Below are 12,612 nucleotides of genomic sequence, written 5' to 3'. Positions count from 1 at the left end.
GCTCGATAGGTTTGTCGGATGACAACCGCCGAGGAAATCGAATCCTATCTAGTCGAGTATCAGGAAGCGTTGAGCGCGTTCGACGCGCAGCGTTCGGTCGCGCAGTGGGGTGCGCCGGGAACCATGGTCACCGACGCTTTCGTGGGATCCATCGCCACCACCGCCGAGATGGCGAAGGGCCTCGAGCAGTCCTATCCGCTGTATCAGGCGCTCGGCCTGGCCAGCGTCGACCACACGGTGCTCGAGCATGTGGATCTCACCGATCGCATCACCCGCCTGCACGTCCGCTGGCACTTCTGCGACGTCGAAGGCAATCTGCTGACCGACTGCGATTACGAATACCTGCTGCGCCGCGATGACGATGGCCAACTGCGCGCCTACGTCGCGGTCGCCATCGACGAGATGGAGCAGATCGCGAAGTTGGCTGCCGCCAAGGGTATTCAACTCCCATCCTGAATTCGGTTGCCGTCGAGTCGAATCCGGACCGATGCCAGCGTGCCCGCCAAGTAATCGCGGGGTACGCATTGCCAGAGCTGTTGCGGCCCGGCTGATTCGACGGCCACTTTCGGAGTGTCGGCTGCGTCAACGGAATTCACGAAAGAACGCGGCCGTGCAAACCAGCGCCCCCGAAGGCCTGGTCTACCCGGGGAAGTTGGAGACGAACGCGCCGTTGGCCGAAAAGCCTTCCACCGCGTCGCCACCGAGGCAGGTGATCCGCTCAGTGGAATGCGGCTGGAGCGACTGGGTCAGTGCGTTCAACTCACCGTCGCAATATCCGTAGCCCGTCACGCGGTACACCTCATCGGTGTCGTTGTCGCACAGGTCGGCACTGCAACTGACGCCCGGCGCCACCTCCTTGGCACTGGCCACCGGGGCACCGACACCGAGCATCGCCGCCGCGAAGACCGCGATACCCACACCGAATACGTACTGACGCTTCACCATTCAACCCCATTGCCGGAAATTCACCGACAAAGGTAAGCGCAATTCGCCCTTGACACAACTGCTGCGACATTCGCCCCCGCGACCCGGTACGCACCGAACGAATTCGCCTGGAAACCCGGCCAGCGCGCACACAACCGCAGGGTTGCTGTCGACGCGAAGCCGAGTTCCCAGGCGAATCGAATCGAACCGGGATCAGCCGAGCAGACGCCAGTCCTCGAGACCGTTGTAGAGCGGCAGTTCCCGAGCCAGCTTGCTGACCCGCGCGCGCAGCGCGTCGACATCGGAACCACCCGCGAGCGCGGTGGCGATGATGTCGGCGACCTCGGTGAACTCGGCATCGCCGAAGCCACGGGTGGCCAGCGCGGCGGTGCCGATGCGCAGGCCGGAGGTGACCATCGGGGGGCGCGGGTCGAACGGAACGGCATTGCGGTTCACGGTGATTCCGATTTCGTGCAGCAGATCCTCACCCTGCTGACCATCGATTTCGGAGTTGCGCAGGTCGACGAGCACCAGATGCACATCGGTACCGCCGGTGAGGACGCTGATGCCCTTGTCCTTGACATCGGCGCCGCCGAGCCGCTCGGCCAGGATCTTCGCACCGGACAGGGTGCGCTCCTGACGCTCCTTGAATTCGGCGCTCGCCGCGATCTTGAACGCCACGGCCTTGGCGGCGATCACATGCATGAGCGGGCCGCCCTGCTGCCCCGGGAATACCGAGCTGTTGAGCTTCTTGGCGTACTCCTGCTTGGCCAGGATCAGCCCGGAGCGCGGACCGCCGAGGGTCTTGTGCACGGTGGAGGACACCACATCGGCGTAGGGCACCGGCGAGGGATGCAGCCCGGCGGCGACCAGACCGGCGAAGTGGGCCATATCGACCCACAGCTTGGCACCGACCTCATCGGCGATCTCCCGGAACGCGGCGAAGTCCTGGTGCCGCGGGTAGGCCGACCAGCCCGCGACGATCACCTTCGGACGGGCGGCGAGCGCAGTCTTGCGCAGCTCCTCCATATCTATACGGTGGTCTTCCTTGCTGACCCCATAGGAATGCACTTCGTAGAGCTTGCCGGAGAAGTTCAGCCGCATGCCGTGGGTGAGGTGACCACCGTGCGCGAGGTCCAGGCCGAGCAGCCGGTCGCCCGGCTCCATCAGCGCCATCAGCACCGCGGCATTGGCCTGTGCGCCGGAATGTGGCTGCACATTCGCGAATTCGGCGTCGAAGAGCTCCTTGGCGCGGTTGCGGGCGAGGGTCTCCACGACGTCGACGTGCTCGCAGCCACCGTAGTAGCGACGGCCCGGGTAGCCCTCGGCGTACTTATTGGTGAGCACGCTGCCCTGCGCCTGCAGCACCGCGCGCGGCACGAAGTTCTCCGAGGCGATCATCTCGAGGGTGTCGCGTTCGCGGGCGAGTTCGCCTGCCATCGCGGCAGCGAGCTCGGGATCGAGCTCACCGAGAGATTGGGTATTGACAGAGGCGGTCGTCTGCGTCACCTGATCGAGTCTATTGGCCGTCCGCGCCGCGTCGATCAGGGGGTTCTGCGTCTCGGTGTGCATAGCAACCTCCGTGGTCCGGATGCCCCGGGGTGCGCACCCCGAAGCCCATGAGCCCGGCACCCAGGCGCGCGGTGCGGGGCGAGGGTGCTTCCCGGTGGTTGCTTCCACCTCGAGTGCGCCAGTCGCGTCCGACCATCTTATCCGCGGGTGCGCGACGGGCCGATACGCCTCTGCCGGCCCGCGCGTCAAGCCTCGGGTACGGCGGACCGCAGCAGAGCGGTGAGGTGAATCTCCGCGTCGTCGAGGGGCCGAGTGGATTTCAGCGCCCGGGATTGGATGATGGCGCCCTCCAGCGCACTGATCACGAATCCGGCCAGTGAGCGCGCCTGCTCGCCCGATAGACCGTTGTCGCACAATGCGTTGGCGAGTCGGTCGGTCCACTCGGTGAAGGCGGCGCCCGCCGCCGCCTGCACATCCGGTTCGGATTCGGCGAGTGCGGCACCGACGATCGGGCAGCCCGTGGTGAACGAGCTGCGCGTGAGGGCGCGCTGCCACCAGCCGGTGAGCGCACTCGCCCATTGCGCTGGCGCGCCGGTCGCGGTGATCTTGTCCATTACGGCGGCCAGGCGCTCACCCGCCGTCTTGGTCGCGACCTCGACCAGCTCGCTCTTACCGGATGGAAAGTGCTGGTAGAGCGAATTCCGAGAGGCATGGCTGCGCTCGAGCAGGGCGGCGAGCCCGGCCGCGTGCACACCCTGCTCACGAACCAGCTCGATGGCGCTTTCGATCAGTCGGTCGCGCGGACCCACGGTCATCGCTGTCCTCCCTGGGCTGTGTCCATTGTTCGCGCACTCATGGTTGCGTGAACCGATCGGTCCATGCTCCAATCATGACAGATGTGGACCGATCGGTTCACCGAAAGACGGGATTGATTCATATGAGCGAGCGCAGCGAGCGAACATCCGACACAGCCACACTGGTGGTCATGACGGAGCCGAGCGCTAGCGAGGCGCAGTCAGGGGCACCGACCGACCTGGCCGAGATGTCCGGACTCGAACTGGTGCGCACCGCGATGACGACGCCGGGGCGGCCGCCGTTCATCGGCGATCTGCTCGGCATGGAGGCCGAGCAGATCGAGCACGGCGAAGTGGTCTTCGGGCTGCGGACCCGCCCGGATTTCGCCAATCCGCTCGGCACCACGCACGGCGGCATCTGCGCGACCCTGCTCGATTCGGTCATGGGCTGCGCCGTGCACACCACCCTCGACGCCGGTGTCGGCTATACGACGCTGGAACTGAAGATCAACTACATCCGCGCGGTGCCGACCCACGGCAGTCGCCTGATCGCGACCGGCACCACCATCCACATCGGCCGCACCACGGCCACCGCCGAAGGCCGCATCGTCGACGACCAGGGCCGTCTGGTCGCACACGGCACCACCACCTGCGTCATCTTCCGCTGAGCCGGAACCCGCAGGCTGACGAAGGAGAACACCATGAGTCAGCGCACCACCGCAGCAACCGTGCGCAAGTTCCGGCGCGAACGCTTCATCGGCCGCTATATCGTCAATCCCGCTGTCGGACTGCTGGATCGGATCGGCATCCGCTCCGCGTTGCTCGCCGAACTGGAGACCACCGGCGCGAAATCCGGTCAGCCGCGTCGCGTTCCGGTCACCGTTTCGATCGACGACGAGGGCGCCTGGCTCATCTCCCAGCACGGCCACCGCGCCGGCTGGGCCCGCAATATCACCGCGAACCCGCAGGTCCGACTGCGTCACGGCAAGCGCTGGTACACCGGCACCGCCGCCTTCGCCCCCGATGACGACGTCGTCGCCCGTGCGCGCAGCTTCGCCAAGGGCCGCATTCCCGCCCAAGCCACCGCATGGACGATAAAGGCACTGGAATCGGACCCGGTTTCGGTGCGTATCACATTCACCGCGGACTAGGTCGCCACAGTTGAGCGCGCGTCGAGTTCACCCGGCGCGCAGACCGCCAGGGGTGAGGGGTTCGTCGAGCAGGCGGCGGAAGCGGTCGGCGCGATCGTCGGCATCGGCCGCGCGGTCCAGCCAGCCGCCGAGCAGGCGGTAGCCCTCGACGTAGGTGCTGATGTAGGCGCGCCACAGCGGTGAGGACAGGAAGCGCAGGGACTGGCGGGCGCGTTCGGGGGTGGTCAGGCTCCAGCGCTGCAGGAATCCGGCGACCTCGTCGGCATCCCGATGCTGATCGTGCAACAGCAGGGCGGCGTCCTGCCTGACCCCGACCAATTTGGCCGATGCGTTCGAAAGCTGTTCGGCGCGTTCGCCTTCGAAGCGCAGCCCCAGATCGGCGTAGATCTCCTGCGCCCATTTGCCCCAGCCCGGTCCGACGATCGAGCGCAGCGCCAGATCCGCCAGCCCCTCCGCCATCAGGCACTGCGGGGTGTTCACCAGGAACAACGTCTGCTCGGCCTGCCCATTCGCGACCAGCCCGGCCTCCTTGCGGCAGTGCTCGGTGTGATGTCCGGGATAGGACTCGTGCGCGATGAGGGTGGGCAGCTGCGCCAGATGCTGCTTCAGGTCGGAGTTGATCGCCACCCGGGAGTGGTAGTTGCCCAGGTAGTAGTTGAAGCCGGACCAGGGCTTGTCGCCGACCACCTCGTAGGTGACGTGCTCGTGGTCGGGCAGCGGATAGCGCTCGCGCACCAGTTCCCGCAGCGCACCCGAGAATGCCTCGACGCAGACCTGCAACCGCTCCGGCGGAATCTCATCGGCCTTGCGGAACGCCGTCACCCGCTCGGCGAGCGGACCGTCGCCGGTCAGTACCTCGTCCATCTGCCGGTGCGCATCGCGATAGTCCTCGACATCCCCCGGTGCGATCTCGACATCGAAGTACGCCCGCACCTCATCGACGAAGCCGATATCGTCCCCGGCGAACTTGCGTCCCGAACATTCCAGCGCCCGCAGGTGCACGTCGAGAAACTCCGTCCGCTGCGGCGCCAACCCGGCGGCGGGCAGTTCCGCACGCAATGCCGCGGCCCGCCTGGCCAGCTCGCGCGGCTGCGGTGCTGGCGCGTTGTCCACCTCGCGACGCAGCGCCGGATCGCCGGTATACGCGTCGACGAACCCTTCCTCCAGCCGGTCGAATGCCAAGCCGAGTCGCAGGTACTCGGTCACGAGGGGATGCGCTTCCATGTCCGCCGACATTAGCCGCAATGGGCCTGTGTATCGACCGGTTACACCCGGTAGTGGCACCCCGCGTTTCACACGATGTTGACGCAGAGCAGAATTCGGCTATGCGAGAGCTGGACCGAATCTCACACTGTCCGCGCATCACGTATGCGTGTTTGCCTGAACGGAGTGTCGGGTAAGTGGCACGAATGAGCGAGCCGAGTCCCTATGTGGAATTCGACCGGAAACAGTGGCGCACCCTGCGTAAGTCGACTCCTCTGGTACTCACCGAGGAAGAACTGATCGGACTTCGCGGCCTCGGCGAACAGATCGATCTGGAAGAGGTCGCCGAGGTCTACCTTCCACTCGCTCGCCTCATCCACCTGCAGGTCGCCGCACGTCAACGGCTGTTCGCCGCGACCGCGACCTTTCTCGGTGAGAAGCATCCCGATCAGCAGGTGCCATTCGTGATCGGTGTCGCGGGCAGTGTCGCGGTCGGAAAGTCCACCACGGCCCGCGTACTACAGGCCCTGCTCGCGCGATGGGACCACCATCCGCGTGTGGATTTGGTCACAACCGATGGATTCCTTTATCCGACCGCGGAACTGACCCGGCGCGGCATCATGCATCGCAAGGGATTTCCGGAAAGTTACGACCGCCGAAAACTGCTGCGCTTCGTCACCGAGGTGAAATCCGGTGCGGCCGAAGTATGTGCACCGGTGTATTCGCATATCTCCTATGACATCGTGCCGGGCAAGTTCCACTGCGTCACTCAACCCGACATTCTCATCGTGGAAGGTCTCAATGTGCTGCAGACCGGTCCGCGGTTGATGGTCTCGGATCTATTCGACTTCTCGATCTATGTCGACGCGCGCATCGAGGACATCGAAAAGTGGTATGTGCAAAGGTTTCTCACCCTGCGCCAGACCGCCTTCGCCGACCCGAACGCACATTTCCACCACTACTCCGGTTTCACCGATGACCAGGCGACGGCCGCCGCGCAGGAGATCTGGAACAACACCAACCGGCCCAACCTGGTGGACAACATCCTGCCCACCCGTCCACGCGCCACGCTGGTGTTGCGCAAGGACGCCGACCACAGCATCAACCGGCTGCGATTGCGCAAGCTCTAGCCGCGGCGACTGTTTGCGGGCGGCTCGACGGGATTACAGCTTCCAGGCCGCGTCCAGCCGAGCCGCGACATCGATATCCCGGACCGCGGCGATATGCGGTTTGCGGATTTCGGTGGCGATATAGCGCGCCACGAAACGCCGGATCTCATGGTCGACGCTGGCCAGGATGCGCAGCAGCTGCCCGCGCTTGGTGGCGGTGGCCACATTGATGCGGACATCGCTCGGGCGGGGCTCGGCGATATCGATGACGACCCGCAGCGGTTCGGCGGTCCGCACGGCCAAGTGCAGGTGGACATTGCCGTGGACCTGGAAGCGATGCCGGTCCACGGCGAGATCGAGCAGTAGATCGACATCGAGCGGGATGACCAGCTCGAAGGAGATGATGTCGTCGACATACCGATGCAGCTTCGGCTCACCGAGTTGCACCTGCGCGGCGACCTTGGCCAACTTGCCCGGCCCGACGCCGATCGGCCCGAAATCGAAGGCGGCCCCGGTCAACTGGGCGAATGCGCCGGAAATGCGTTGCTCGGAGGCCGCGTACTCCAGGAACCGCCGACCGAACTGCTCATAGTCGATGTAGGGCGTCGGCCCATCCCCCCACGGCGGATTCACTTTTCGTCCTCAGCTGGCGTCGCCGACCCGACCACAGCGGAGCGATTCTTACGAGCGACGCTCGTGGCGCCGCGGGCTCCGCAAATCAAATGCCGTAACGGCGATGTCGCGCGGCGTAGTCGCGCAATGCGCGCAGGAAGTCCACCCGCCGGAATTCCGGCCAGTACGCCTCGGTGAACCATATTTCCGAGTATGCGCTCTGCCACAGCAGGAATCCGGAAAGCCGCTGCTCACCGGAGGTTCGAATGACCAGATCGGGATCGGGCTGGCCGGAGGTGTAGAGGTGCTGGCCGATGGAGTTCACGGTGATCGACTGGACCAGATCCTCACCGGTCTCCCCCGCGGCCATCTCCTGACGGACCAGTTTGCGGACCGCGTCCGCGATCTCCTGCCGACCGCCGTAGCCGACCGCAACATTCACGTGTACGCCGTCGCGTCCGCTGGTGCGTTCGGCCGCGGTGCGCAGTCGCTTGGCGACCAGTTCCGGAAAGCCGTCCAGCGTGCCGACGATGCGCACGCTCCAGTTCTGCTCCGGTGCGGATAGCTCCTCGACGACATCGGTGATCACCTCGAACAGCGTCTCCAGTTCGTCCGGATCGCGCTGTAGGTTCTCGGTGGAGAGCAGATAGACGGTCACCATCTCGATGCCCTCGTCCGCACACCAGCCGACGAGTTCGGCGATCTTCAGCGCGCCGACCCGGTGCCCGTGGCTCACATCGGTGAAGCCGTTCTCTCTCGCCCAACGCCGATTACCATCGCACATCACCGCGACGTGCCGGGGATGTTGTTTGCCCGCCAGCTGCTTGGACAGCCGGGCCTCGTAGATGCGGTAGGGCAAACCACGCACCTGACTCGGAAGCTCCACGGCGACCAACCCTACGCCCCACCGGCACGATCCCGGCACCGGCTGTGTCGGATTCGCGGCGTTCGCGGTGCGCTCCATCGTTACGCCGCGCTACCACCTCCTTGCCCGTCGTTCCCGCCGGCGTGTTGGATTCGCGGCGTTCCCCGTACCCTCGTGGATCGCCTTGACGGCCCGCACCCGGTGCCTTCTGGCCCTCGCCCCCATTGCGGTCGACCCGGTACAGTGGCCGATGACCCACAACTTACGGCACCGTAGGTTACTGGCGGGTATTTCTAGGAGGTAGCTCGTGTCCGAAATGATCGGCACAGCCGATGCGATACCAGACGTGATCACGGACACGGCGACACCGACAAAACCGCGCATGCGCGGCTGGATCCACACCTGGGCGGTCGGCATCGCGGCAATCGCAGGGATCGTCCTGGTGGCCACGGCCGCGACGATTTCGGCGACGGCGGGCTGGTCCACCCTGGTCTACGGGCTCACGGTCTGCGGGTTGTTCGGCATCAGCGCCGTCTACCACCGGGTGACCTGGGCAACCGCGAATGCGCGCATCCAGATGAAGCGCGCCGACCATTCGATGATCTTCCTGTTCATCGCGGGCAGCTATACCCCGTTCGCACTGCTCGGGCTGCCGGGGCGGACCGGGCAGACGCTGCTGCTGGTGGTGTGGCTCGGCGCGCTGGCCGGTGTGGCGCTGAAACTGCTGTGGCCCACCGCACCTCGCTGGGTCGGGGTACCGCTGTATCTGCTGCTCGGCTGGGCGATCGTGCCGGTGGCCGGACAGCTGAACACGAATATCGGCATCGCCCCTCTGATCCTGTTGCTCATCGGCGGGCTGGTCTACAGCGGCGGCGCGATCCTCTACGCGACCAAATGGCCGAACCCCTGGCCCACGGTCTTCGGCCATCACGAGTTCTTCCATGCCGCGACGGTCCTCGCGGCACTGTGCCACTACGCCGCGATCTGGCTGGTCGTACTGCGCTGAGCCGCCCCGAGAAACATCGTGGGTGTGCCGAATTGCCCATTGCGGCAATAGAGTTGGGGACGAGGGACGGGTAGACGGCGGGGCGAAATGGCACAGCGGACGATCGAGACCGGCAGACGGCACGCCGATCGACTGGTCCGGGAGATCCGTGACCGGGCCGCCGTACTGCCCGGAGCGGCCGTATTGGTCGGTGGCGTGACGGCCGAGTTCGCCGATATGTCCGATGAGATCACCGGGAAACTGCCACTGATGATCGCACTGGTTCTATGCTGCTCGTTCGTGTTCCTCATCGCCGTCTGCCGCAGCATCGCACTGCCGATCAAGGCAATCGTGATGAATCCGCTGGCCACTGGCGCGGCCCCGAGCAGCTCCGTCGCGGTATTCCAGTGGGGCATCCGGTTGGTGCCGGTGCCCGCGCTGATGAAACTGTTCGGGACCTGGAATCGGTGGCTGCCGGGTTCGACGCGATCGGGTGTGCCGGTGCGGGTTACGGTACGTGCGAACGTAGCGGCGCCGTGATCACCAAGGTCGTCATCTGGGCGCTGAAGGCGCGGTGGGGTTTGGCAGCGGTGGTGATCACCGCGAATCTCAGCGGCCTCGCGGTGATCGTGACCGAGCTGTGGCTCAGTGGATTTCTCGGCCGGATCGGAGCCGACTGGCACCGCATCATCGGACTGGTGTCGATCTATCCGGTGGTGGGTTTTCTGGCCGGGGTCGGGCTCGCCGTGCGCGATCGCACCGTCTACTTCGCCTGGCTCGACGACGGGCGCAAGCCCACGGTCGAGGAGGCGCGGCGACTGCTGCGCCTGCCGATCGCTATAACCATCCGGGCGCTGGCCATCTGGCTGCCCGGTGTGATCGTGGCGGCCTCGACGTTCTCCCATCTCACCGCGCACAACAGCGCGGCGGTGACGGCGGCGCTGTTCACCCTCGGCGCCCTCGAATCCGCCGGATTCACCTTTCTGATCGTCGACCGGCTGATCCGCCCGACCATCCCCGTGGTGGCAGGAGTGCTCGGCGGCACCATGCACTGGAGTTCCTCGGTGCTCGTCCGGGTCGTCATGACCTGGGCGGTGGCGGGGGCCATGCCGCTGCTCATGCTGATCGTGGTGCTCGCCGATCCGGCCGCCGGTGCGCCGGACCGCATCCGCACCGCCATCTACCTCTCCGGTGTCGGATTTGGTGTCGGCGCACTTGCCACCGCCTTCCTGGCCCGTTCGGTGGCCACCCCGATGCGCACGCTGCGCCGGGCGCTGGACCTGATCACCAAGGGCGAGTTGGACGTTCGGGTGCCGGTCGGCAGTACCAGCGAGATCGGGCGGCTGGAGCATTCGGTCAACGAATTAGCCGCCAACCTGCGCGAACGTGAGCGGATGCGGGATGTATTCGGCCGCCATGTCGGTGCCGAAGTGGCCGAACGGGCGCTCGCCGGCGGATTCGATCTGACCGGCGATGTGCGCGAGGTGTCGGCGCTGTTCGTCGATGTCACCGGATCGGTCGAACTGTCCAGCGGTCTGCCGCCGCAGGAGTTCGTCGCCAAGCTCAATCGATTGCTCGCGATCGTCGTCGCGGCGACCGAGGAGAACAACGGCCTGGTCAACAAGTTCGAAGGCGATGCGGCGCTGTGCATCTTCGGCGCACCGATTGCCTTGCAGGACAATGCGACACCGGCGTTGCGGGCGGCCAGGCGCATCCGAGACGAGGTCATCGCCACCGGCGAACTCGATATCGGTATCGGTGTGGCGCGCGGTCCGGTGTTCGCCGGTGACGTCGGCTCCGATAGCCGTTTGGAGTACACGGTGATCGGTGATGCGGTCAATGAGGCGGCCCGTTTGACCACGGCGGCGAAAGAGGTGCCGCGTCGCATCCTGGTGAGCGGCGCGCTCATCGAGGCCGCGGCCGCGCACGAGCGCGCCAAATGGACTCTCTACGACCATATTCTGCTGCGTGGCATGCCCGACCCCACCGCCTGCTGGACCGATGTCGAGGCCGCCGAGACATCCAGTGACACGGCGCCCGATACCGCCCCAGCCGATGACCGGACCGCTGTCAGCGCGATCACCGAAGTGCGTACCGCGGCGACCGAATCGCCGTCCCAGAATTGAGTTGGTGTTCCTGGTACCGGGCGCGTATGCGATACGAGGCCGACCATGCCCTTCCTCGTCGGTGAGCTCACCAAGAAACAGAGTGCGCCAACCACTTTCGACGAGTCACCCCTACCGCTGCGATCAAGGCAACCAGCGAGTCAGGCCGACGACCTCCGCCGCGATATCCGACACTCCACGGCCATCGGTGCCGACCCGATGCACCCAGTCCGGGACCTCGGCATCCAGCTTCGCGGCCATCACCTTGCCGCGCTCGATGTGCTCGTCCAGTGCGCTGCCGATCTCCCGACCCGCGAGCCGCTCGGCCGCCGCCGCATCCGCACAGGTCAATAGGACCGCGGTGATCTCGGGCAGCTCCCCCAATGCCGCGACAAGTGCGTCGATCACATTCATGAACACACTGGCGGTGTTCGTATACACGATCCGCCGATATCCGAGCGCGCGATAATTCGCCCACATCGCAGCCAGATTCCGCTCCGCGAGTCCGTGCTCCCACGGCGCCGGATAGGCCTGATCCAGATTGTCGCCCTCGATCAAACAGTGCCGCACCCGCGCCGCCGAAAGCCGCGCATGCACCTCGAAGGCCACGGTCGTCTTCCCGACCCCGGCCCTACCGCCGATGAAAAGTGCCTGACTGCGCACGGTCACCCAACCACTGTGCCGCATCCGCGGCCACGGTGACGGGCCGGACCGCTCCGACCCCGACCCGCCGGGAACCGTCAGCAGGATCACGGCACCTTCTCCGGCTGGACGCCCACGGCCGGCGCCGGACAGCGACTTGACGAGATCAAATCTTCCGTGCACACTGCTCTCACTAGAGAGCGATGCTCTCGGCGATTCGAGGGAGAACGGACATGTTGGAAGTCTGGAAATGGGCCAACCTCACGCTGGCATTCGTGATGGAGCTGGTCACGTTCGCGGCGCTGGCACTGTGGGGCTGGAAGACCGCCAATGCGACTCCGCTCAAACTCGTCTTGGCCGTGGGCATGCCACTCCTCGCGGTGTTGGCCTGGGGCCTGTTCGCGGCACCGAATGCGTCATTCGACTACCCACTGCTCGCGGTCGCCACCAAGGTCGTGGTTTTCGGCAGCGCCGCGGTCGGACTGTGGGCCATGGGCTACCGATCGGCCGCGGTCGTCTTCGTCGTCGTCCTGGTCGCGAACCTGCTGATGATCAGGCTGGGGCACCTGAGCTTGTGAGCGGGTCGACGACGCCCGAATTCGTACGGGAGATCCGAACATCCACGCCGCCGACCTGCCGCCCGGACTTCGGGCGGCCCCGGAACCCGTCGCCCGCATCCTCACCCGCCTCGCCTCCACATTGTGACGGCG

15 protein-coding genes and 1 riboswitch are annotated in these 12,612 nt (G+C 65.8%); of the genes, 8 read left to right on the top strand and 7 right to left on the bottom strand.

The annotated features are described in order from the left end of the window. Positions 1 to 18: 18 nt before the first annotated feature. Positions 19 to 456, top strand: coding sequence for a hypothetical protein (locus tag ACWEO2_RS32010; RefSeq protein ID WP_452408754.1), 438 nt, complete (start codon positions 19 to 21; stop codon positions 454 to 456). Positions 457 to 639: 183 nt separating this feature from the next. Here ACWEO2_RS32010 and ACWEO2_RS32005 read toward each other — a convergent pair whose 3' ends face one another. From ACWEO2_RS32005 to ACWEO2_RS31995, 3 genes are all read right to left on the bottom strand, one after another. Further along, a complete protein-coding gene (locus tag ACWEO2_RS32005; protein ID WP_452408753.1) occupies positions 640 to 945 on the bottom strand; it encodes a hypothetical protein in 306 nt (101 codons plus the stop codon). A gap of 192 nt (positions 946 to 1,137) precedes the next feature. Next, positions 1,138 to 2,433, bottom strand: a complete 1,296-nt coding sequence (glyA, locus tag ACWEO2_RS32000; RefSeq protein WP_452408837.1) for a serine hydroxymethyltransferase — start codon at positions 2,431 to 2,433, stop codon at positions 1,138 to 1,140. 114 nt (positions 2,434 to 2,547) lie between these two features. Next, positions 2,548 to 2,632: riboswitch (ZMP/ZTP riboswitch) on the bottom strand. Between the two features lie 49 nt (positions 2,633 to 2,681). After that, positions 2,682 to 3,251, bottom strand: coding sequence for a TetR/AcrR family transcriptional regulator (locus ACWEO2_RS31995; RefSeq protein WP_452408752.1), 570 nt, complete (start codon positions 3,249 to 3,251; stop codon positions 2,682 to 2,684). Positions 3,252 to 3,421: 170 nt separating this feature from the next. Here ACWEO2_RS31995 and ACWEO2_RS31990 point away from each other — a divergent pair, with 170 nt between their 5' ends. Both ACWEO2_RS31990 and ACWEO2_RS31985 read left to right on the top strand, forming a co-directional pair. Then, positions 3,422 to 3,898 carry a PaaI family thioesterase gene (locus tag ACWEO2_RS31990; protein WP_452408751.1) on the top strand — a complete coding sequence of 159 codons (477 nt, stop codon included), beginning with the start codon at positions 3,422 to 3,424 and terminating at the stop codon, positions 3,896 to 3,898. Between the two features lie 33 nt (positions 3,899 to 3,931). Beyond that, positions 3,932 to 4,381, top strand: a complete 450-nt coding sequence (locus ACWEO2_RS31985) for a nitroreductase family deazaflavin-dependent oxidoreductase (protein WP_452408750.1) — start codon at positions 3,932 to 3,934, stop codon at positions 4,379 to 4,381. Positions 4,382 to 4,408: 27 nt separating this feature from the next. Here ACWEO2_RS31985 and ACWEO2_RS31980 read toward each other — a convergent pair whose 3' ends face one another. After that, positions 4,409 to 5,605: a DUF885 domain-containing protein gene (locus ACWEO2_RS31980; protein ID WP_452408749.1), complete on the bottom strand. Its 1,197-nt coding sequence runs from the start codon at positions 5,603 to 5,605 to the stop codon at positions 4,409 to 4,411. 176 nt (positions 5,606 to 5,781) lie between these two features. Between ACWEO2_RS31980 and coaA the strand changes: the two genes are divergently transcribed. Then, positions 5,782 to 6,714 carry a type I pantothenate kinase gene (coaA, locus tag ACWEO2_RS31975; RefSeq protein WP_354951569.1) on the top strand — a complete coding sequence of 311 codons (933 nt, stop codon included), beginning with the start codon at positions 5,782 to 5,784 and terminating at the stop codon, positions 6,712 to 6,714. 33 nt (positions 6,715 to 6,747) lie between these two features. Here coaA and ACWEO2_RS31970 read toward each other — a convergent pair whose 3' ends face one another. Continuing rightward, positions 6,748 to 7,326 (bottom strand): hypothetical protein, encoded by a 579-nt coding sequence (locus ACWEO2_RS31970; protein ID WP_452408748.1) that lies wholly within the window; start codon positions 7,324 to 7,326, stop codon positions 6,748 to 6,750. Between the two features lie 85 nt (positions 7,327 to 7,411). Beyond that, positions 7,412 to 8,200 carry an isoprenyl transferase gene (locus ACWEO2_RS31965; RefSeq protein ID WP_354951616.1) on the bottom strand — a complete coding sequence of 263 codons (789 nt, stop codon included), beginning with the start codon at positions 8,198 to 8,200 and terminating at the stop codon, positions 7,412 to 7,414. A 286-nt stretch (positions 8,201 to 8,486) separates the two neighbouring features. Between ACWEO2_RS31965 and trhA the strand changes: the two genes are divergently transcribed. From trhA to ACWEO2_RS31950, 3 genes are all read left to right on the top strand, one after another. Continuing rightward, positions 8,487 to 9,176, top strand: coding sequence for a PAQR family membrane homeostasis protein TrhA (gene trhA, locus ACWEO2_RS31960; protein ID WP_452408836.1), 690 nt, complete (start codon positions 8,487 to 8,489; stop codon positions 9,174 to 9,176). A gap of 87 nt (positions 9,177 to 9,263) precedes the next feature. Then, positions 9,264 to 9,695: an MMPL family transporter gene (locus ACWEO2_RS31955; RefSeq protein ID WP_452408747.1), complete on the top strand. Its 432-nt coding sequence runs from the start codon at positions 9,264 to 9,266 to the stop codon at positions 9,693 to 9,695. After that, a complete protein-coding gene (locus ACWEO2_RS31950) occupies positions 9,692 to 11,281 on the top strand; it encodes an adenylate/guanylate cyclase domain-containing protein (protein WP_452408746.1) in 1,590 nt (529 codons plus the stop codon). Before ACWEO2_RS31955 ends, ACWEO2_RS31950 begins: the two co-directional genes overlap by 4 nt. 123 nt (positions 11,282 to 11,404) lie before the next feature. Here ACWEO2_RS31950 and ACWEO2_RS31945 read toward each other — a convergent pair whose 3' ends face one another. Next, positions 11,405 to 11,929 carry an ATPase gene (locus tag ACWEO2_RS31945; RefSeq protein ID WP_452408745.1) on the bottom strand — a complete coding sequence of 175 codons (525 nt, stop codon included), beginning with the start codon at positions 11,927 to 11,929 and terminating at the stop codon, positions 11,405 to 11,407. Positions 11,930 to 12,135: 206 nt separating this feature from the next. Between ACWEO2_RS31945 and ACWEO2_RS31940 the strand changes: the two genes are divergently transcribed. Then, positions 12,136 to 12,480, top strand: coding sequence for a YrdB family protein (locus tag ACWEO2_RS31940; RefSeq protein WP_452408744.1), 345 nt, complete (start codon positions 12,136 to 12,138; stop codon positions 12,478 to 12,480). The last annotated feature ends 132 nt before the right edge of the window (positions 12,481 to 12,612 follow it).

The organism is Nocardia sp. NPDC004278 (assembly GCF_053602975.1).
This window is presented reverse-complemented; position numbering and strand designations above follow the sequence as displayed.